Genomic DNA, 20,377 nt, shown 5'->3' with positions numbered 1-20,377 from the left:
CACTGATCACGAGACACTCCCCAATCCGCGCGGATCTTCCTCGACCCCCGGGTCGGTGATGCCGGCGTCGGCGGCGTAGATGTCTCAAAGCGTCGATGTGTTGATGTGTCGATGGTTCACGATCGTCTGCGTGGGACGCACGATGGTGTACGGGTACGTCTACGTACCCGTACCCTGGGGGAAGTCGTGAAGCGTGAAGGAGGAGCCCGGTGGCCGATGCCAACGTGCGGATTCCCGTGGATGCCCGGGATCGGCTGGCCGCGGTGGCGGCGGCCGAGGGGCTGTCCCTGCGTGCCTATCTGGCCCGGCTGGCCGCCACGGTGCTGACCCCGGCCGAGCGGGCGGCCCGGGCCGAGCGGGCGCGGGTGGCGTTGCAGGCGTGGAACGGCTATGACCCGACCGAGGAGGAGGCCGCGCGGCTGGATGCCGAGTTGGACCGGCGGCTGGGCCGGGCGGCGGCGCGGTGACGGACGCGCTGCACGTCGTCTTCGACGACGCGGCGATGGTCGCCGCCGGCTACGGCAACCGGCTGGCGTCCCGGTTGATCCACCGGGCCCACACCGAACCGGACTGGTTCCTCTACGCGCCGGCGTGCGCCCTGGTGGAGGCGGACCGGACCCGGCCCGGGACCGCCGAGCACATCGCCGCCCTGCCCGCGGTCACCGTGCTCGAGCTGGACCTGGTGGCCGCGCTCGCGGTCGCCCGCGACACCGGGTGGGCGGTGGCGCACACCCGCTATGCCGCCGCTCCCACCCCGGAGCGTCCTGACGGGGCGGTCGTCGCGACGGCGGCGCCGGACCGGTGGGCCGGTCAGCCGGTGCGCATCCTCGACCTAAGCCAGTGAGCGGTCGCCTACTTTTTCAAGATCTTTTGAGGTGGGTTTTGTCCGGGTTCTGGCGCACGGGAAGTGAACGTTCGCGGACACGGAGCCGGACGGTTCGTTTCCCCAGGGGGCCGGCGTAACGGAACTCGCGTACGCGCCTATGTAAAGCGCTTTACCGTTTCCGCTACGATCTTGGGGTGGCAAGGATCGGCTACGCCCGCGTTAGTACGCGCGGCCAGAGCGACGACACCCAGGTCGATGAACTCACCGCCTACGGGTGCGACAAGCTGTTCATCGACCGCGGCGTCTCCGGGAAGCTCGCCGAGCGCCCTGAGCTGGACAAGGCCCTCGCCTACCTCCGCGAGGGCGACGTGCTCATCATCACCCGCCTGTCCCGCGCGATGCGGTCGCTGCGGCACATGATCGAGCTGGCGGCCGAGCTGGCGGCCCGCGGCGTCGGGATGGTTGTGCTCAAGCAGCAGATCGACACCACCACCCCGCAGGGACGGCTGGTGTTCCACCTGCTCGCCGCAATCGACGAGTTCCAGCGGGAACTCATCGTGGAGGGCACCCGCGAGGGCCTGGAGGCCGCCCGGGCCCGCGGCCGGACCGGCGGCCAGAAGCCGAAGCTGCGGCCCCGCCAGGTGGACCTGGCCCGGTCGATGTACGCGGAGAAAGGCGACGACGGAAAGCGCCGCTACACAGTGCAGCAGATCGCCGATGAGTTCGGGGTCACCCGGCCCACGATCTACCGGACCCTGACGCCGAAGACACCGGCGAAGTGAGAAGTACCCCAGACCAGGACCGCCCGGTCGCTGTAAGCGGGGGGCACCGCAACCGGATGAACCGAGGTCCGGCTGCGCTATTAATCAGGTGAGTTGGCGGGAGTGACGGCGGCGGTGGCCGACCCTGTGGAACTGATGCTTGCCGACCTGACAGGTCGCTACGCCGGGACGCCTGCCCCGGAGGCTTTCACTAGGCTCTACGCCGACGATGCCCGGTTCGGTCATGTCTTCGCCAGCCTTCACCAGCGGCTGAACGAGCACTTCAGCTCGATCAACGACAGGGCGAAGAGCACAAGGCACTACTGGGCCGAGTCGAGCCGGCAAATGCTGGCGCTGATCGAAGAGCTAGACGACGCGCTCGGCTGCTTGAAGACCGCCGGCTTCGAGGTGGTTTTCGCCGACGGCTACCGCACGGCCATCGACCGCTGCACCCCGTGGCTCTCCCCGAGCGGCGGCAGCGCCGTGCCCGAGGACTTCGAACAGATCCGACTCATCAAGTTCGAGCCGGTCTTCGCCAGGCCGGAGACGACTGCCAGGCTCAAGGCCCGCCGTGCGACGCCCCCGCTGAAGATGGTCGGCGAAGGGTCGTACGCCATCGTGTACTCCTTCACCGACCCCGACTACGGCATCCGGTTCGCGGTCAAGCGCGCGAAGAAGGACCTCGACGAGCGCGACCTCCACCGGTTCAAGTGGGAGTTCGAGGTCCTGAAGGGGCTGAAGCACCCGTACATCGTCGAGGTCTACCGGTACGACGAGGACCGCAACGAGTACATGATGGAGTACTGCGACGAGACGCTCCGCTCTTACATCGCCAGGCGCAACGGCGAGCTACGGCCCGACGCGCGCAAGAGGATCGCTCTTCAGTTCCTCTACGGCATCAACTACATCCACTACAAGAACCTGCTCCACCGGGACGTCAGCCTCCAGAACGTCATGCTCAAGGTGTACGGCGACGGCGCGGTGCTGGTGAAGCTCTCCGACTTCGGCCTGGTCAAGGACCACGCCTCGGATTTCACGCGGACGAGCACGCAGATGCGCGGCACGATCCGGGACCCGTCGCTGAGCAGCTTCAAGGACTATGGCGTTCCCAACGAGGTCTACTCCCTCGGCTTCGTGCTCTCCTACATCTTCACCGGCAGGGAAGCATTGAAGACCACCAACGATGAGGTGGGCAGGATCGTCCAGAAGTGCGCGGCGAACGACACGTCGCAGCGTTACCAGCGAGTCGCCGAACTCATCACCGACGTCGAGCGACTGGTGGTACCGGCGACTGGCTCTCCTGCCTGATCAGCCATCAGGCCACCGAGACGCTGTCCAGCCCCCGTCGATGGGGGATGACCTGAGACCACCGGCGATGCCTCCATAGCCAGTCTGGTCGTGGCTGACCTCCTGACCCACCCTGCCATCTACCAGGGCCGGTCACATCGATATCCGCCCGATTTTCGGCGGAAACTACGGCGACCCCTAGAGAACGCGCACCCGAGCGGCGCGGAGCCCACCGGATCGGCTTTAGAGAACAGGGAGACGGTTCCGGAGTCGAGCCGGCCCGGCCGCCGCGCGGTCGCGCTCTCCGAGTCCTACACCGTGGTCCTCACCGCCTACACGACGGCGCTGGCCCGTGCGCCGGTCTCCGCGCAGACCCGGCGCACCTACGCCTCCAAGGTCCGCCAGTACCTGGCCTGGCTCGCCGACACCACGCTTGATGGCGACCCGCTGACGGAGAAGGCCGCCCGCGACTGGGCCGTCCGCGACTACCGCGCCCACCTGCAGAACGTCACCAAGCGCGCCCCGCGCACGGTGAACAACGCCCTCGCCGCCGTCGACGACTTCTACACCCGCACCGGACTCGGTCCCGCCACCGCGGCCCGCGCCCCTCTACCCCGCACCGCACCCCGCGCGCTGACCCGCAAGGCCGCGGTGCGGTTCCTACGCGAAGTCGAGCGCTGGCCCTCGCCCCGCGACGCCGCCCTCGCCCTCACCCCGTTCTATGCCGGCACCCGCATCGCCGAAACCGTCGGCCTCGACATCGACGACGTCGCCCTGTCCGCCCGCAGAGGCAGCGTGCGTATCCACGGCAAAGGCGACCAGGTCCGCCAGGTCCCCATCCACCCGCCGCTGCGCGCCGCGTTCACCGGCTGGCTCAGCGAACGCGCGGACTGGCCCGGCGCCGAGGGCCCCGCACTGTTCCTCAACCAGCAGGGCGGCCGGCTGTCCACCGCCGGCGCCCACACCATCATCACCACCATCGCCGCAGCCGCCGGCCTCGATGAGAAGACCACCGCCCACGTCCTACGCCACACCTTCGCCACCAGCCTCGTCCGCGGCGGCACCGACCTCGTCACCGTCGCCGAACTCCTCGGCCACACCCGCCTCGAAACCGTCCGGATCTACACCCAACCCACCGAAGACGACAAGATCCGCGCCCTCGACCACCTCATCACCGATGAGTAACACTCCGCCGCATGATCGCCATGGCGGCTTCCGGCCGTATTCCGGTCGCCCCCGACGTGCGCCCGTCAACCCCGTCACAAATCATCTGGACGATGGGCCCGGCGGCGCCTCGGCCGGGCGCGGCGGCTGGTCCGGGCGGAGCTCACCGGTGCCGGGGGCGGTGGGCGGGTAGGTTGATCGTATGCGCTGGTTGCTCATCGATCTTGGTCTGGTTCTGCTGACGTTCGTTCTGCTCGCCACGTTGGCGTGGCGGCTGTGGGGGAAGGTCGGGCAGGTCAACCAGGAGGCCGCCGAGCTGCGCGGCCGGCTGTCCACACTCACCGAGGAGACCGCCGCGCTCGCGGCCCGGCTGGACGCCGTCGAGGTGACCGCGCGGCTGAACGAACGGATCCCGGCCTGACACCCACCGGAATCCCGACGTTACGGGCGGTACTCCAGCCCTGCTGGCGAGGGTTCGGCGTCTCCGCCGGAGTTCTTCTCGGCGCTGTCGGCCACCATGACGAGTACCGGTGACGAGTAACCGGTGACGGGCACATCGGCACCGCCTCGGCGGAAGCGCTCACGGCCCGCTGGCAGCGGTCTCTAGAATGGTGTTGGCAACGTCCGGGAATGGCGCGTCGCCCGGTTCAACGCCGTGTTCCACACCGGCCGGGTGGCCCGACGGTCGCACCAGGTTGATGCGCGCCAGACCGCGGCCGGTACCGTGGCGTCGTACGGCGTTCCAGCAGGTGAGGGCGGCTCCGCCGGCGGCATCGGGTGCCACGTCGTGGCCTGAGGCGTCGCCCGCCTGTCATGCGGTGTACATGTGACCGCCGTCTGACGGGGCAAGGCTGGCCGACGTAGCATCAAACACGCCCCGGTCGACGGGCCGGGCACCGGAGCAAAGGACGCATGCCATGCCCAACCTCGGTACCCCCGAGCTTCTGATTATTGCGTTCGTCGTCATCCTGCTGTTCGGTTCCAGGAAGCTGCCCGACGCCGCGCGTTCGCTCGGGCGCTCACTGCGGATCTTCAAGGCGGAGACCAAGGGGCTCAGCCAGGACGAGCAGGCCCAGGCCGCCGCTCCCTCGGCCGCCGTGCCGCAGCCGCAGCCCCAGCAGCCCCAGGCGCAGCCGGCACCGCGGCCCATCGAGGCCGGCCAGCCGTCCGTCGCCTCGCAGCCGGCGTCGAGCGGCGTCAACGGCGTCGCGGGCGACAGCACCCGGGGCTGACCGGGTCGAAGACCATCAACCGCCTTTCCCACGAGCAGGAGTAGCCGGTCCGTGCCCGCGTTTCCCACGCCACGGCGGATAGCGCAGGCGATGCAGTTCCGCCGTACCAGGACGGTCGAGGACAGCCGGATGTCGCTCACCGAGCACCTGCGGGAGCTGCGTGACCGGCTGGTGAAAGCACTCGTCGCGCTCGCCGTCGCCGCGGCGGTCTGTTTCTACTTCGAGCCGCACATCTTCAACTTCCTCAAGGAGCCCTACTGCTCCCTGCCCGCGGACGTCCGCTCCGGTGTCGACGGGCAGTGTCAGCTGGCATTCTTCGGCATCCTCGACGCCTTCATGATCCGGCTGAAGATCTCGATGATCGCAGGGGCGGTCTTCTCCTCGCCCGTCTGGCTCTACCAGCTCTGGTCGTTCATCACGCCGGGCCTGCACCGGCACGAACGCCGCTGGTCACTGACGTTCGTCGGCTGTTCGCTGGTCCTGTTCACCCTCGGCGCCTTCTTCGCCTACCTGACCCTGAGCACGGGGCTGGAGCTCCTGCTCGGATTCAGCGGGGACGGGCTCGTCAGCGTCCTCGACGTCAACAAGTACCTCAGCTACGTCATCGCCATGCTGCTCGTGTTCGGGCTGTCCTTCGAGATCCCGCTGCTGGTGGCGATGCTCAACCTGGCGGGCGTGGTCAGTACCGCCAAACTGCGCTCGTGGCGGCGCGCCGAGATCTTCCTCGTCTTCGTCTTCGCCGCGATCGTGACACCGAGCCAGGACCCGTTCACCATGATCGCCCTCGGCCTGCCGATGGTCGTGCTGTACGAGGTCGCCCTCGTGATCGGATGGGCCAACGACAGGCGCAAGGCCCGCCACGGCGACACCTCGCCCTACGCCGGCCTCGACGACGACGAGGCGTCACCGCTGGACCTCGACCTGCCGCATCCGGTGGCGGGAGAACCAGCAAGGCCCACGGCGTCCGCCGACCCGGTGGGTACCGCCGTCGGCGCGACCGGCGCTCCGGGCTCCTCGCCGAACGCCACCCACATCGACATCACCTGACATCGCCTGGCATCTCTGATATCACTTAGCGTAACTTAATGCCGTCCGGCATCGCCTGACGGCACCTGACGGCATCACCCGACATGATCATTCAGTCCATCCGAGCGGGCGTCCAGCTCGGTCCGCCGGCCATGTCAAAGCCGACCAGGCTCGGTGAACATCCGCCCGGCAACGGCCCGGCGGCGTGGGCGTAGGCTGACGAAGTGTCCACCGCGCCGGCGGGCCCGCCGTCCGGGCCCGGGGCTTTTCCCGCGGCCATACCCACGGCTCTGACCGACTTCATGGGCGGTTATCCCTTCGGTCTCGACCCCTTCCAGATCGAGGCGTGCACCGCGCTCGACGCCGGTGAGGGCGTCCTGGTCGCGGCGCCCACCGGGGCCGGTAAGACGGTCGTCGGCGAGTTCGCCGCCCATCTCGCGCTCGCCCGCGGGCAGCGCTGCTTCTACACGACCCCGATCAAGGCGCTGTCGAACCAGAAGTACACCGATCTCGTCGCCCGCCACGGCGCTGACGCGGTCGGCCTGCTCACCGGCGACACCACCCGCAACCCGGACGCGCCGGTGATCGTCATGACCACCGAGGTCCTGCGCAACATGCTCTACGCGCAGCCCGCCGGGCGGGAACGGCTCGACCTGCTCGCCTTCGTCGTCATGGACGAGGTGCACTACCTCGCCGACCGGCAGCGCGGAGCCGTCTGGGAAGAGGTGATCATTCACCTGCCGGCGTATGTCCAGCTGGTGTCGCTGTCGGCGACGGTGAGCAACGCGGAGGAGTTCGCGGAATGGCTGATCACCGTCCGCGGCCACACCCGGGTCGTCGTCTCCGAGCACCGCCCGGTGCCGCTGTGGCAGCACGTGCTGGCCGACCGGCAGCTGCACGACCTGTTCGTCGCCGGCCCGCTCGCCCCCGACGGCGCCCCGCACACCCAGCGGGACGCGGCGACCCCCGAGACGCCCGCCGCCGCGCGTCCCCGGATCAACCCGGATCTGATCCGCCTGTCCCGGCAGGACAGCCGCCGCCCACCGCGGCCGCGTGGCCGGGGCGGGGCCGTCGCCGCACCGCGCGAGCGGCCCTGGGTGCCCAGCCGGCCCGAGGTCGTCCGCCATCTCGACCGCGCCGGGCTGCTCCCGGCGATCACCTTCGTGTTCAGCCGGGCGGGCTGTGAGGCCGCGGTGCTCGCCTGCGTGCGCGCCGGCCTGCGGCTGACCACGACGGAGGAGCGGCAGACCATCCGCGAGCACGTACGCGCCCGTACCGCGAGCATCCCCGCGGACGACCTGCGCGTACTCGGCTACTGGGAGTGGCTGGACGGTCTTGAGTGCGGCATCGCCGCGCACCACGCCGGGATGCTGCCCACGTTCAAGGAAGTGGTCGAGGAGCTGTTCGTCCGCGGCCTCGTGCGTGCCGTGTTCGCCACCGAGACCCTGGCACTCGGCATCAACATGCCGGCGCGCACGGTCGTCCTGGAGCGGCTGAACAAGTTCAACGGCGAGACCCGCGCCGACATCACCCCGGGTGAGTACACCCAGTTCACCGGGCGGGCCGGGCGGCGCGGCATCGACATCGAGGGGCACGCGGTCGTGCTGTGGCAGCCCGGTCTCGACCCGGTGGCCCTGGCGGGGCTGGCGTCGGCCCGCACCTATCCGCTCCGATCGTCGTTCCGGCCGTCGTACAACATGGCGGTCAATCTCGTCGGGCGACTCGGGCGGACCGAGGCCCGGAGTGTTCTTGAGTCGTCCTTCGCACAGTTCCAGGCCGACCGCGCGGTCGTCGGCCTGGCCCGGCAGGTCCGCCGCAACAACGGCGCGCTCGCCGAGCTGGCCGCCGAGCTGACCTGCGAGCAGGGCCCGGTCAGCGAGTACGCGCGCCTGCGCGAGGAGATCCGCGCCCGCGAGGCGGAGCTGTCCCGGGAGGGCGCCAACCGTCGCCGCGCCGAAGCGCTCGAGGCGCTGTCCCGGCTACGGGTCGGGGATGTCGTGCGCGTCCCGGCCGGCCGGCGCAGCGGCCTGGCAGTCGTGCTCGACCCCGGGGTGAACGGCTACGGCGACGACGGTCCGCGCCCGGTCGTCCTGACGGTGGACAGGCAGGTCCGCCGGCTGTCCACGGTCGACTTCCCGGTGGCCGTCGAGGCGCTGGGCCGCGTGCGGGTGCCGCGGACGTTCAACCCGCGCTCACCGCAGTCGCGCCGTGACCTGGCATCGTCGCTGCGTCAGATCGACGTCCCGCCCGAGCAGGGNGCGGGCCCGCGCCCGGGCCGCCGCCGCGGACGACGCCGAACTCGCCCGGCTGCGCCGCGTGCTGCGCGCCCATCCCGTGCACGGCTGCCCGGACCGGGACGCGCACCTGCGCGTCATGGACCGCCACGCGAAGCTGCGCCGGGAGACCGACACCCTGCAGCGACGCATCGAGAACCGCACGAACACCGTCGCGAAGATCTTCGACCGGGTGTGCGCGGCCCTGGAAACGTTGGACTACCTGCGAGGTGACACCGTCACCGACGTCGGCGCCCTGCTCAGCCGCGTCTACACCGAGCAGGACCTGCTCGTCGCCGAATGCCTGCGCGACGGCGTGTGGGAGGGGCTGTCACCGGCCGCGCTCGCCGCGGCGGTCTCCACGCTCGTCTACGAGCCCCGCGGCGAGGAGACGGCGGCGACGAAGACACCCGGCGACCCCGGGCTGCGGGACGCGCTTACGGCCACGGCCCGCATCGCAGGCCGGCTGCGCGACGTCGAGGCCGCCCACGGGCTGGACTTCCTGCGCCCGCCCGAGCCCGGGTTCGCCTGGGTGGCGTTCGGCTGGGCGTCCGGACAGTCACTGGAGAAGGTCCTGACCGACTCCGGTCTGGACCTCACCGCCGGTGACTTCGTCCGCTGGATGCGTCAGCTCATCGACCTGCTCGACCAGATCGTCCAGGTCGCCCCGGAGGGTTCGACCGTGCGGGGTACCGCCCGAGCGGGGCTCGACGCCGTCCNNTCGACGCCGTCCGCCGCGGCGTCGTCGCCTACGCCATGTCGATATAACTTCCCGCGGCGGGGCGGAATCCCCGTCGTCGCTTTCAGGAACCAGCCGCACACGCCGCTTTCAGACGCCGTTTTCACGTGTCATTTCACATGTCATTTTTCATGTTTCATTTCATGTGTCACCGAAGCGGACCGGGAGCTCGAGGAGACCGCGGAAGGACGACGCCGCGGGCAGCCACCGAAGGTTCTCCGGCGCCACCTCGAGCGCCAGGTTGGGCAACCTGCGCAACAGTGTGCCGAGGGCGGTCCGCGCCTCCATCCGGGCCAGCGACACACCCAGACAGTAGTGGACGCCGTACCCGAAGGCCATGTGCGGATTGTCCGTCCGGTCGACGTGCAGACCGTCGGGGTCGGTGAAATGCGCCGGGTCATGGTTCGCCGCGTTGAGGACGACGGTGACGATCGAGCCCTTCGGAATACGCACCCCGCTGTACTCGACATCCTCCGTCGCCAGCCGGAAGCTCGCCACCGGGACCGATCCGTTGAACCGGAGAAGCTCCTCGATCGCGCCCGGCAGGAGGTCCGGGTTCCTCGTCACCAGGTCGAGCTGGTCCGGGTTCGTCAGCAGCGCGGTGACCGCGTTCCCGATGAAGTCGGCCGTTGTCTGGTGGCCGGCGAACAACAGCAGGAAGGCGGTCGAAACCAGCTCCTCCTCGGAGAGTTTCCCGCCGCCGTCACGGGCCGCGATCAACGCGCTGATCAGGTCGTCGCCGGGCCGGTCGCGCTTGTTCCCGACCAGCTTGGTCAGATAGGCGTACAGATTCTGCTGCGCCTCCTGGATGGCGGCCCGGTCCTCCTCGTTGCTGCGCCCGGCCGTGCCCTGGGTGCGGATGACCTGCGTGCCGCTGAAGAACTGCTCACGGTCCTCGACCGGGACGCCGAGCAGCTCACAGATGACGTTCATCGGCAGCGGCAGGGCGAACTCGCTGATCAGCTCGGCCCGGCCGGCGGGCACGATCGGGTCCAGCAGGTCGTCCACGACCTGTTGGACGCGCGGGGCCAGCGCATCGATACGGCGCGGGGTGAACGCCTGGGAGACCAGGCGGCGCAGCCGGCTGTGTTCCGGCGGGTCCGCGTTGAGCATGTTCCGGTTCAACGCGACCGACTTCTCCCCGAAGACCTGCAGGTAGAGATCCCCGGCCCGGTCGATGTCCTTGCTCAGCCGCGGATCGGAGAGCACTGCCCTCGCGTCGGCGTACCGGGTGACCATCCAGGTCTCGAACCTGGGCGTCCGCACCCGGCAGACCGGCGCGTTCTCCCGCAGCCGGGCGTACGTCGGATACGGGTCGAGACGGAACTCCGGGGTGAAAAGCTCGGCCGCGGGAACCGCCTGCGTGACTTCACTCATACTGGATTCCTTCTGCTGGATGCTTCCACCCGTGAAATCGAGGGCGAAAACGGCTGCTGTCACGACCGTTCAGTCCCTCGGTCGCGTGATTCGGCCGTGTTCGACGCACGCGCGCACGTCACAGCATCGACAGTATGAGACCGGAGCCGCCTGCGCCCGTCGACGATGAGCGCGACGAAAATAACGGTGAAAACTATTTCTCAACCGTCAGAGCGGAATCAGGCGGACGCCGGGGCCGCATAGTCGGGCCATGTCATCCAGATCGGATGTGATCATGGCTACTGGCCCTCGCTGACGCAGCGCCATTTCTGCGACCATGGCGTCGATGGCGTACTTGTGCCCATGTAGATTCGCGGCCCGCAGCAGTGCCGACGCGGCTCGTGCGGCATCCCTGGTGAGGGATTCCACCTGGACGCGAGAGAGGATCCAGGTCATGCGCGCCGCGTCTGTCTTGGGGTGTGTCGCTTCGATGATGGTTGCGGCGCAGGTCCTGACCCTCCATTCCATGCGCTGTGCCTCGTCCAGGACGACCATGACCCTTCGCCGCCCCTCGACGAAGCCGGACAGTCCCGCGCAGTCAAGAACAAGGGTCCCCTGTGTAGCTGAGACTTTCACGCAGCGTCGTGCTCCTGCGCAACCGTGCCGGTGAGCGCTTCATGCGCCCAGGCCCGCTCGTCGTCCGTGAACGCGCCGTGCTCTTCCTGGTAGACACGGATGTCCTCGGCGAGGAGTTCGCGGCGAATACGGTCCTCGATCATCTTTGCGACGAAGCCGGAGAACTCGCGTTTACCGATCAGCTCACGTACGGCGTCAGCGGTCCCCTGAGGAAGGGACAGGCTCAACCGAGTAGAAGGGCCTTCACCCAGCGGGTATTCATGGATACTCATATGGGTACTGTAACATTTCTGCTGTTACGACAGCGGCGTCGTCACGTCCGATCGGTTCACCGGGCCGGGCGCATACACCGGCATCCGGACGAAGGTGGGCTGTATGTCGACCTCGCAGCGCAGGCTGTTCGCGATGTAGCACTCCTGGTGGGCCAGCTCCACCAGGCGGTGCAGCCGCTCGAGCGGGACGTCCCCGGCAACCACGATCCGTGGCCGCAGCAGGATGCGGCTCAGGCCCGTCCGCCGCCCGTGCGGCATGACCGCCTCCGCGTCGTCGGAGTAGTCACGGACGTCCACCCGCGCCCGGGCCGCCACCGCCAGGAAGGACAGCAGCTGGCAGGACGCCGCCGCGAGCAGCAGGAGCTGTTCGGGGTTGGGATGCTCGGGTGAGCCGCGGAAGGCGGGGTCCGCGCTGAGCGGGACGCCCGCGGGCGCGGGCGGGCATTCGCCGTGATGCCCCCGGTCGTACCCCTCGTAGCCGGCGGCCGTCGAGCCCTCCCAGCGGCAGCGGGCCTGGTAGCGGTGCTGCCCGTGCGGATCCACCCGACCTCCCGACAAGAGGGGAAAGACCTCCGCCGCCACCTGGCGGGCGCGGCCCGGACCACCCGCCCTTCCGTGCCGTGCCAGGTGGTGTCCGTGCCAGGTGGCGCGGCCTGAGACCGCCAGTGTGTCAGTTCCGCCTGATGGGCGGAGCACGCTCCGACGGCCACGGCGATGACGGGACCCGGCCGGCCGCACGGCCGGCGTGTCGCTCATCGACGAAGGCTGGTGATCTCTCGGCTGTCGTCAGGCGGTTGCCGGAGCCGGCGCGGCCCGCCAGCCGGCGGCGCCCACGGGTGCCGCGCCCAGCGGCGGCTCGCCGTCCGCGATNCTCGCCGTCCGCGATCCGTTGCCGGTCGCGTCGGGCGACCTCCTGGCGCAGCAGCGGGATGAGTTCACGGCCGATCGCGACGGTGTCGTCGTAGACGTCGAAGCCGGTGAGCAGCAGCGTGCTGACTCCGATGTCGATGTACTCCAGCAGCGCCTCGACGATCGTGTCCGGCGTGCCGACCAGTGTGATCTTGTTGCCACCGTAGCCGGTCGCGGCGGCCAGCGCTGTCCACAGCACCTTGCCGTGGCGCTCGCCGCGCCGAGCCGCCTCCAGTTGGCGTTGGAAGCTGACCGGGGGCGCCTCCTTCGGCTGTCCGTCGAGCTCCTTGGGCCCTCCGAAGCGCGCCAGCCGTTGCCTGACGGTGAGCAGGATCCGCTCCGCCTGCTCCCACGCGAGCTTCTCGGTCGCACCGATGATCACACGGAACGACACGCTGATGCGCGGGCTCTGGCTGCGGCCGGCGGCGTCGGCAGCCGCCCGCACGTTTTGGATCTCCTCGGCGATCTGGTCAAGCGGCTGGCCGAAGAACGCGTAGACGTCGGTCTCGGCGCCACCGACCCGGTACGCGTCCGGTGAGGAGCCGGTGAAGAAGATCGGGATGCGTGGCCGCTGGTACGTCGGCGCCGGCTCGCCGCCGCGTATGCGGTAGAAGCGGCCGTCATGGTCGAAGGGCCGCTCGGCGGTCCACGCTTGTTTGAGGACCCGCAGGTACTCGCCGCTGCGGTCGTAGCGGCTGGGCTTGTCGAGGAAGTCCCCGTCGCGGCGCTGTTCGGCCTCGATACCGCCGGAGATGGTGTGCAGCGCGATACGCCCGCCGGTGATCTCGTCGAGCGTCGCGAACTGCCGCGCGGTAACGGTCGGCTGGGTGAAGCCGGGCCGATGGGCGATCAGGAAGCCGAGCCGTTCGGTGTGGGCGGCCGCGTAGGTGGTCACGTAGAGCGGGTCGGGTATCACCGAGGTCAGTGTGACGAGGACGCGATCGTAGTCGGCCTTCTCGGTGGCGCGGACGAGGCGGCGCAGGAAGGCGCGGTCGATCGGCGGGCCGCCCGGGTGTATCTCCGTTGCCTGGTTGGTAAGCAGCGGGCCGATGATCTCAATAGGCATGATGGTCGGGAGCTCCCAGGTCGTGACGGACGGTCAGGCAACGGCGCGCTGGATGTTGGAGGCGTCCGCCAGCGCGCGCGTGTAGGGGTGGCGTGCTTCGCCTGCCAGCAGGCCGGCGGTGGTGATCTGTTCGACGATCCGCCCGTCGCGGAAGACGGCAAGGCGCTCGCAGAGCTCGCAGACGACGGCGATGTCGTGGCTGACGAACAGCAGGGAGAGCCCGGTCCGCTCGCGCAGCGAGCGCAGGAGCGCGACGATCTCCGCCTGGGTCCTGACGTCAAGACCGCTGGTGGGCTCGTCGGCGATCAGCAGATCCGGCTCGCAGCTGATCGCGAGCGCGAGCATGACGCGCTGCTGCATGCCGCCGGAGAGCTGGGTGGGGATCTGGCCGTAGACGCGTTCGGGATCGCGTAGCTCGACAGCGCGCAGCAGCTCGAGCGCGCGGCGACGCGCGGCGGGCCGTGAGTGGCCGCCCCTGACGCGCAGCACCTCGGTCAGTTGGCGGCCGACGCTCAGGGACGGGTTGAGGTAGGCCGCCGGGTCCTGGAAGACGGCTCCGATGCGCGTGCCGTACAGCGCGCGCCAGTCACGCGCCGTGTAGGTGGTCAGATCGTTGTGGTCGAGCACGAGGCGGCCGCCCCCGATCGTGCAGCCGGGTGGCAGCGCGCCGAGCAGCGCGCGGCAGGTCAGGGTCTTGCCGCTGCCCGATTCGCCCACGAGTCCGAGCGCCTCGCCGCTGCCCAGCGTGAGGTCCACACCGTGGACCGCCTCCCGTGGCCCGTCGGCGCCGGGGACCGTGATGCGCAGGCCGGTGACGGTCAGCAGCGAGGGAGCGGCCGGCCGCCGCGTGGTGATCTCCTGCGGCCGGACGGGCCCGCGGCCGGGGGACGGGCCGTCCGCCGCCACGCGCTCGGTGTGAGGCGCGAGCGGTTGGGCTGGCACGATCCGCGCGGGGTCCTCAGCCGCGGAAGCGGGCAATGCGCCGTCCCGGTCGTCGAAGCTGTCGGCCGCGACTGCTCCGGCTGCTCCGGCTGCTCCGGCTGTTTCGGCTGTTTCGGCTGCTCCATCGGTGTTGCCGGCCTCGCCGGGGCGGTGCGCGTGGCGCGCGAGGCCGTCGGTCAGCCCGTCGGCCAGCGCGCTGAGCGCCCAGACCGTCAGGCCGATCGTCAGCCCGGGCCAGACCGGCGCGAGCGGGTCGTCGGCAAGGTGCTCGACACTGTCGGCGAGCATCCCGCCCCAGGTCGGGTCGGGAGCCTGGACGCCCAGGCCGAGGAAGCCGAGGCTGGCGATGGCCAGAACGGCGAAGCCGGCGGAGGTGGTGGCCGCCACGGTGAGCGTCGGCAGCACCTTGCGGGCGATGTGGCGGCGCAGGATCCAGCCGCGCGAGGCGCCGGCGAGCAGCGCGGCCTCGACGTACTGCTCGCCGGCGAAGCCGAGCGTCTCCGCGCGCATGACGCGGAAGAAGCGCGGGGCGAGCAGCACACCGATCGCGATCACTACGCCCAGCTCACCGTCGGTGAACAGGCCCGCGACCGCGATCGCGAAGACGATCGGAGGAAGCGTCATCAGGGCGTCGGTGAGGCGCAGCAGCCCGAACTGCGCGCCACGTCCGGCAAAGGGGGAGAGGATCCCCGGCAGCGCGCCGAGCGCGAGGCCGACCCCGACCATCGCGAGCGCGTCGCGTATCGACGGCGCCGTGCCGGCGAGCAGGCGGCTGAGCACGTCACGGCCGAGGTAGTCGGTGCCCAGCGGATACCCACCGGTGCCCGGCGGCGCGAACAGCTTCGCCTGCTGCGCGCGCGGGTCGTGCGGGGCCAGCGTTTCGCCGAGCACCGTGACGGCCGCGAGCACGATGAGTATCGCCCCCGCGACGCGGGCGGGCACGGCGGCGAACACACGCGCGGCCGTTGCCGTCGCCGTCATCGCGTGCCCCGCGTCGCGGGCCGCAGCCAGCCGAGGAACGCGTCGACGGCGAGGTTGCACGACAGGACGAGGACGATCGAGACGACGAGAACCCCCTGGATGACGGGAATGTCATGGCTTTGCGCGCCGCTGAGCGCGTACTGCCCCAGGCCGGGCAGCCCGAAGATCGCCTCGGCGATGACCGCCCCGCCGAGCAGCGTCGGGATCGCCAGCCCGAGCGTTGCGATGGCCGGGGCGGCGGCGTTGCGCAGGATGTGCCCGAACAGGATCCGCGGCGTGGACAGGCCGCGGACCCGCGCGCCCAGGACGTAGTGCGCACCGAACGCGGCAAGCAGCGAGGTGCGCAGCTGGCGGGCGACCTGGGCGGCCACGGCCAGGCCGAGCGAGCCGCCGGGCAGCAGCACGTGCAGCAGCCACTGGCCTGGATCCTCGGTCAGCGGCACGTAGCCGCCGGAGGGCAGCCAGCCGAGCGTCAGCGAGAAGAGCGAGACGAACATGATCGCCAGCCAGAACTCGGGGATCGTGGTCGCCGCCGCCGCCAGCACGGTGATCGCCCGGTCGGTGATGCCGCCCTGGCGGAGCGCGGCAAGAATGCCCGCGGCGAAGCCCGCGAGAACCGCGACGACGACCGCCACCAGGGTGATAGAGGCATCGACCGGCAGCCGTTCGCCGATGCTCTTCGTCACCGACAGGCCGCTGAAGTACGACTTCCCGAGATCGCCCCGCACCGCATGGCCCAACCAGGAGAGGTACTGCTCGGGAAAGGACCTGTCCAGGCCCCAGGAGGCGTTGAGCCGTGTTACCTCCTCGGGCGTGGCACGATCGCCCAGCTTCTGGGCGGCAGGGTTACCGCTGGCCAGGTACGTCATGAGGAAGACGAGGAACGTGCTGATCAGCGCCACCGGCAGCGCGCCGAGCAGGAGTGTGCGGGCCCAGCGCCGGGCCCGCACACCCGCGACGTGTCGTCGCCGCGTCTGCCGTCCACGGCCCGTGTCGGCCGTGGACGGCGTCGTCGTTGTTGTCGTCGTTGTCATCGAGAGCGCCGGTGCGGCCTCAGCTCGCGAGCCGCACGCCCTCCAGACGGGTGAAGACGACGTAGGGCCGCAGACCGCTGACGTTCGCGGTGTGGGCCAGGACCGTCGGACGGGTGAACAGATAGGTGATCGCGCTCTCGCGCGCGGCCAGCGCCGTCGCCGCCTGCAGCGCCCCGGGGTACTGCGGGCTGTCGAGCGGATAGCTGGCCGCCTCGGCGAGCAACTGCGTGAGCCGGGGGCTCGCCTTGTGGCCGACGTTGAGCTGGCCGTCCTTGCTGTACTGCTGGACGAGCAGCTGCAGGGGCGACTCACGGCCGAGTTGGACGGCGGGTGTGAACGGAAGCTCGTGTTTGATGACCACGCGGTCGGCGAACTGCGTCACCGGCAGCACCTGCAGCTCGGCCCTGATGCCGACGGCGGCGAGCTGGGCCTGAAGCTGCTCGGTCAGGCCCTTGTAGCCGATGAGGTCGACGTAGGTGATCGGCGGCAGCGTGATGCCGTTGGGGTAGCCCGCCTGCGCCAGCAGGCTCCTAGCCTTCGCTGGATCGTAAGGATAGAGGTTGGCCACCTCCTCGCTGTAGCCGACGGTGCCCTTGGGGAAGGGCTGGAAGGTGGGCTCGCCGATGCCTCCGCTCTGCGCGGCGATCAGCGCTCTGCGGTCGATCGCGGTGTTGATCGCCTCGATCAGGGTGTGGTTGTCGAACGGCGGGATCGAGTCGTTGATCAGAAGCGAGCTCGCCGCCAGGCTCGGGAACTGCGTGACCTTCAGCCCCGCGCGCTCCACGGCCTTGACTCCGCCACCGGTGATGTTGGCCAGGTCGAGCTCGCCGCTCTGCAGACCGGCCAGGATCACCTGCGCGTCGGTGAGGTACTTCAGCTCCACGCCGGCGAGATGGATGTTCGCCGCGTTCCAGTAGTCGGGGTTGCGCACCAGTGACGACGATCCGTCGGGCACGAACTTCGTCAGCCGGAACGCCCCGGAGCCGACCGGCGTGGTCGCCAGCCGGGCGATGTCGCCCGCCAGCGCCGTCGGGCTGACGATCATTCCGGCCTTGCCGCCGAGGACCAGCACGAGCTGGTAGTCCGGGCGGGTGAGCTGCAGCCGCACGGTCAACGGGTCGACGACGTCGACCGACGCGATGCCCGTCAGCAGCGGCACCAGCACGGAGTCCTTCTGCGTCTTCCCGCGTTCCAGGTTCACCTTCACGGCCTGCGCGTCGAACGCCGCGCCGTCGGTGAAGGTGACGTGGTCACGCAACTTCAGCGTGAGCGTGCGGCCGTCCTCGGAGTAGTTCCAGGCGGTGGCCAGGCCCGGCGTGGGCTGGCCCTGCTCGTCGAGCCGGATCAGGGAGTCGTAGACGAGGCCCAGGATCGGGGTCTCGATCGCCGCCCCCGACGTCACCGGATCCCAGCCGAGGTTGGCATACACCGCCCAGCGCAGCGTCCCCCCGACGGCGGGACCGTTTGCGGGGGTGCCGGTGGTGTCGTCGTCGCCCGAGCCGCAGCCGGCGCCGGTGGCCGCGAGCGCCAGGCCGAGCAGGATGACCAGGGCGACGCGGCGCCACGAACGAACCGCGGCGCTCATGCCCCGGCTCCGTGGGTCACGCGCTCGCCCGCGCCCGCGCCGGCGTGCTCGCGTACCTGGGTGATCAGGTCGCGTACGCGCTGGTCGAGCTCGTAGCCGTCGAGTACCAGCGCGCTCGCGCCGGCGTCGACATGATCGAGCAGGGTCTGGACGTTCGTGTCGGGTGTCACCGTGACGGTCACGCCGGTCGCGGTGTGCCGATGCCCCTCTGTCACACCGGTCACACCGGTCGCATCGTGACCGTGCTCGACGGCCGGATGTGTGTCAGCGCTCCCGGCACCCGCGTGCCGGGGCGGCGCGGGCAGCAGATGGACGTCGGCTTCCTGCTCGGCGAGCTGGGCGACGTCCGCCCCCGACCCGCCGATGTAGAGCGGGATGTGATGACGCAGCGGGGAGATGTGGTTGACGTAGTGCTGGACGCGATAGAAGCGTCCGTCGACGTCGACGGGCTCATGTGCCGCCCAGGCCTGCTTGAGGAGCTGGAGGTACTCGCGGTCGCGGGCGAGCGCGTCCTGTTCGGGCACGAAGTCGCCGTCACGACGTCGTTCGTGCTCTGATGTGCCGACGAGCGCGAGAACCGCGACGCGCCCGTCGCTGAACCGGTCGAGCGTGGACAGGGCGCGCGCGGCCACCGTCGGCTGTGTCAGGCCTGGCTGGTGCGCGATCAGCAGGCCGAGCCGCTCGGTCTGCAACGCCGCGTAGGCGGCGACCTGGTGACTGTCCGGCACCGACGGGCCGGTCGGCACCAGCACACGGTCGAAACCGGCGTCCTCATGGGCGTGGGCAAGGCGTCGCACCGCGTCAGGCTGCGCGCGGGGGCGATCGCCGCCAGCCGCGGAGTGGTCCTGGATGGACAACACTCCGATCAGCTCAACGGGCATCGTGGGATCTCTCGGTCGGGGTGACAGGGGTGAGTGCGGCGCGACCGGCCGCGGTGAGAACGGAATCGGTCTGAGGCGTGTGCACCGGGCCGCACAGCGCGTCACGGTGGTGACGTTGTAACGGGTGGTGGCGGGCCAGGCCGGCGTCACCGACGGCATCGAGCGCACGGTCGGTCGCTGCCAGCACCGCGCGCGTGACGACGGCCTTGACCAGAGTGGCCCGGGCGGACGCGCGCTCGGCCTCGGTGCCGCCGTGCTCGCCCGCGGCGGCCAGCTCGCGTGTCAGTGTCTCGGCGATCAGCAGCTCCGCCTCGATCTCGCCGACGATGGCCTGCACCCGCGGCAGCGTCGCCAACGAGACGCCGAGACTGGCCGGCACGTGCTCGCGCAGGTATGTCGTCAGCGCCGTGCGGGTGGCACGACCGACGCCCACGTAGATCGCCGCCAGCAGCGCCACGCCCCACACGACGAACGTGCCGCTGCGAAACGGCTGCTCACGGTCGGCCGGAGCGAGCCCGACGACACGATGCGGTGGGACCACGACGTCGTGCAGGATGACGTCGTGGCTGGCGGTGGCGCGCAGGCCGACGTGGTCCCAGGTCTCGCGGATCTCGATCCCGGGCGTGTCGGCGCGCACGAAGAACGCCCCGGTGAGCGGCCCGCTCTCGCCCTGCGCCGACGCCCAGACGACGAGCCAGCGCAGCCCGACACTGCCGGTGCAGAACGTCTTGTGGCCCGACAGGCGCCAGGCCGGCGTGCCGTCGGCGCCTGTGACACGGACGGCCGTGGTCGCGGGCCGGCCACCGCGCGCCGCGGAGCCCAGGTCCGGCTCGACGGACAGCGCGTTGATCAGAGCTGGCCCGGCGAGCGTCTCGGCGACGATCTCGTCGCGCAGCTCGTCCGGCCACACGTCGACCGGCTCCGACACGAGCTGCAACTGCAGCAGGTGCATGACCCACACCAACGCCGTGGACGGGTCGACGGCACCGATCCGCGCCACCGCCTCGGTGACCGTGGGCAGCGTGGCCCCGGAGCCGCCGAGCCGCGATGCGAGCGTCAGGTTGCCAAGTCCCGCCCGCCACAGGGCCTCGACGCTGGCCGGGCGAAAGCGGCCGTCACGGTCGGCCGCTGCCGCCTCCGGGGCGATCACCTGCGCGACCGCGTCCGCGGCGGCCAGGATCGCCGCCGGATCATCACCTGCCAGCACCGGGACGGTCACGCCCGCCGCAGCCATGGGGAACCCTTCCTCCGGCACATGCCAGGCCGGTCCGCGATACGACCAGGTCGACACGACCGGGTGCTGTGACGGCGCCCTGAGAGGCGCCTCAATCTCGGCTGCGGTGTCCGGTCGGTGTCCGCGGGCCCGCGTTCGTCAGCGGGCGCACGGCACCGAGCCGATCGGCGGGG

19 protein-coding genes and 1 pseudogene are annotated in these 20,377 nt (G+C 70.4%); 10 read left to right on the top strand and 10 right to left on the bottom strand.

From position 1 onward, the window contains the following. The first annotated feature begins 209 nt into the window (after positions 1-209). The 10 genes and pseudogenes from FrCorBMG51_RS18225 to FrCorBMG51_RS34975 form a co-directional block, all read left to right on the top strand. Positions 210-467, top strand: coding sequence for a hypothetical protein (locus FrCorBMG51_RS18225; RefSeq protein WP_047224258.1), 258 nt, complete (start codon positions 210-212; stop codon positions 465-467). Beyond that, a complete protein-coding gene (locus FrCorBMG51_RS18220; RefSeq protein WP_200902493.1) occupies positions 464-844 on the top strand; it encodes a PIN domain-containing protein in 381 nt (126 codons plus the stop codon). Before FrCorBMG51_RS18225 ends, FrCorBMG51_RS18220 begins: the two co-directional genes overlap by 4 nt. A 176-nt stretch (positions 845-1,020) precedes the next feature. Next, on the top strand, positions 1,021-1,608 hold the full coding sequence (locus tag FrCorBMG51_RS18215) for a recombinase family protein (protein WP_047224257.1): 588 nt from the start codon (positions 1,021-1,023) through the stop codon (positions 1,606-1,608). Between the two features lie 114 nt (positions 1,609-1,722). Continuing rightward, positions 1,723-2,895: a protein kinase family protein gene (locus tag FrCorBMG51_RS18210; RefSeq protein ID WP_047224271.1), complete on the top strand. Its 1,173-nt coding sequence runs from the start codon at positions 1,723-1,725 to the stop codon at positions 2,893-2,895. A gap of 90 nt (positions 2,896-2,985) precedes the next feature. Next, on the top strand, positions 2,986-4,059 hold the full coding sequence (locus tag FrCorBMG51_RS18205) for a tyrosine-type recombinase/integrase (RefSeq protein WP_200902491.1): 1,074 nt from the start codon (positions 2,986-2,988) through the stop codon (positions 4,057-4,059). A gap of 181 nt (positions 4,060-4,240) precedes the next feature. After that, positions 4,241-4,459, top strand: coding sequence for a hypothetical protein (locus tag FrCorBMG51_RS18200; RefSeq protein WP_047224255.1), 219 nt, complete (start codon positions 4,241-4,243; stop codon positions 4,457-4,459). A 496-nt stretch (positions 4,460-4,955) separates the two neighbouring features. Then, positions 4,956-5,270 (top strand): Sec-independent protein translocase subunit TatA, encoded by a 315-nt coding sequence (tatA, locus tag FrCorBMG51_RS18195; protein WP_047224254.1) that lies wholly within the window; start codon positions 4,956-4,958, stop codon positions 5,268-5,270. Positions 5,271-5,321: 51 nt separating this feature from the next. Further along, positions 5,322-6,317 carry a twin-arginine translocase subunit TatC gene (tatC, locus tag FrCorBMG51_RS18190; protein WP_047224253.1) on the top strand — a complete coding sequence of 332 codons (996 nt, stop codon included), beginning with the start codon at positions 5,322-5,324 and terminating at the stop codon, positions 6,315-6,317. Between the two features lie 281 nt (positions 6,318-6,598). Continuing rightward, positions 6,599-8,803: a DEAD/DEAH box helicase gene (locus FrCorBMG51_RS18185; RefSeq protein WP_476742201.1), complete on the top strand. Its 2,205-nt coding sequence runs from the start codon at positions 6,599-6,601 to the stop codon at positions 8,801-8,803. Next, positions 8,763-9,227, top strand: a pseudogene (locus tag FrCorBMG51_RS34975) (DEAD/DEAH box helicase); the annotation flags it as partial. The gene FrCorBMG51_RS18185 and the pseudogene FrCorBMG51_RS34975, both read left to right, overlap by 41 nt. A gap of 222 nt (positions 9,228-9,449) precedes the next feature. Here the strand turns inward: FrCorBMG51_RS34975 and FrCorBMG51_RS18180 are convergent. The 10 genes from FrCorBMG51_RS18180 to FrCorBMG51_RS18135 form a co-directional block, all read right to left on the bottom strand. Further along, entirely contained in the window at positions 9,450-10,685 is a 1,236-nt protein-coding gene (locus tag FrCorBMG51_RS18180) for a cytochrome P450 family protein (protein ID WP_047224252.1), read from the bottom strand. 207 nt (positions 10,686-10,892) lie between these two features. Then, positions 10,893-11,219: a DNA-binding protein gene (locus FrCorBMG51_RS18175; protein ID WP_200902490.1), complete on the bottom strand. Its 327-nt coding sequence runs from the start codon at positions 11,217-11,219 to the stop codon at positions 10,893-10,895. Positions 11,220-11,296: 77 nt separating this feature from the next. After that, a complete protein-coding gene (locus tag FrCorBMG51_RS18170) occupies positions 11,297-11,572 on the bottom strand; it encodes a hypothetical protein (RefSeq protein WP_047224250.1) in 276 nt (91 codons plus the stop codon). Between the two features lie 24 nt (positions 11,573-11,596). Then, positions 11,597-12,115 (bottom strand): OsmC family protein, encoded by a 519-nt coding sequence (locus FrCorBMG51_RS18165; protein WP_047224249.1) that lies wholly within the window; start codon positions 12,113-12,115, stop codon positions 11,597-11,599. A 127-nt stretch (positions 12,116-12,242) separates the two neighbouring features. Further along, positions 12,243-13,547, bottom strand: a complete 1,305-nt coding sequence (locus FrCorBMG51_RS18160) for an LLM class flavin-dependent oxidoreductase (protein ID WP_086055548.1) — start codon at positions 13,545-13,547, stop codon at positions 12,243-12,245. A 33-nt stretch (positions 13,548-13,580) separates the two neighbouring features. Continuing rightward, positions 13,581-15,470: a dipeptide/oligopeptide/nickel ABC transporter permease/ATP-binding protein gene (locus tag FrCorBMG51_RS18155; protein ID WP_047224248.1), complete on the bottom strand. Its 1,890-nt coding sequence runs from the start codon at positions 15,468-15,470 to the stop codon at positions 13,581-13,583. Then, positions 15,467-16,504: an ABC transporter permease gene (locus FrCorBMG51_RS18150; RefSeq protein WP_052914810.1), complete on the bottom strand. Its 1,038-nt coding sequence runs from the start codon at positions 16,502-16,504 to the stop codon at positions 15,467-15,469. The genes FrCorBMG51_RS18155 and FrCorBMG51_RS18150 overlap by 4 nt, the downstream gene beginning before the upstream one ends. Before the next feature lie 19 nt (positions 16,505-16,523). Further along, a complete protein-coding gene (locus tag FrCorBMG51_RS18145; protein WP_047224246.1) occupies positions 16,524-18,089 on the bottom strand; it encodes an ABC transporter substrate-binding protein in 1,566 nt (521 codons plus the stop codon). Next, entirely contained in the window at positions 18,086-18,970 is an 885-nt protein-coding gene (locus FrCorBMG51_RS25540; RefSeq protein ID WP_052914809.1) for an LLM class flavin-dependent oxidoreductase, read from the bottom strand. Before FrCorBMG51_RS25540 ends, FrCorBMG51_RS18145 begins: the two co-directional genes overlap by 4 nt. After that, positions 18,960-20,204, bottom strand: a complete 1,245-nt coding sequence (locus FrCorBMG51_RS18135) for an acyl-CoA dehydrogenase family protein (RefSeq protein ID WP_052914808.1) — start codon at positions 20,202-20,204, stop codon at positions 18,960-18,962. The genes FrCorBMG51_RS25540 and FrCorBMG51_RS18135 overlap by 11 nt, the downstream gene beginning before the upstream one ends. Positions 20,205-20,377: the final 173 nt, after the last annotated feature.

It is taken from the genome of Protofrankia coriariae (genome assembly GCF_001017755.1).
In the GTDB taxonomy this organism is placed as follows: Bacteria; Actinomycetota; Actinomycetes; order Frankiales; family Frankiaceae; genus Protofrankia; species Protofrankia coriariae.
The sequence above is the reverse complement of the archived record's forward strand: the minus strand, read 5'-3'. Positions and strand labels throughout refer to the sequence as shown.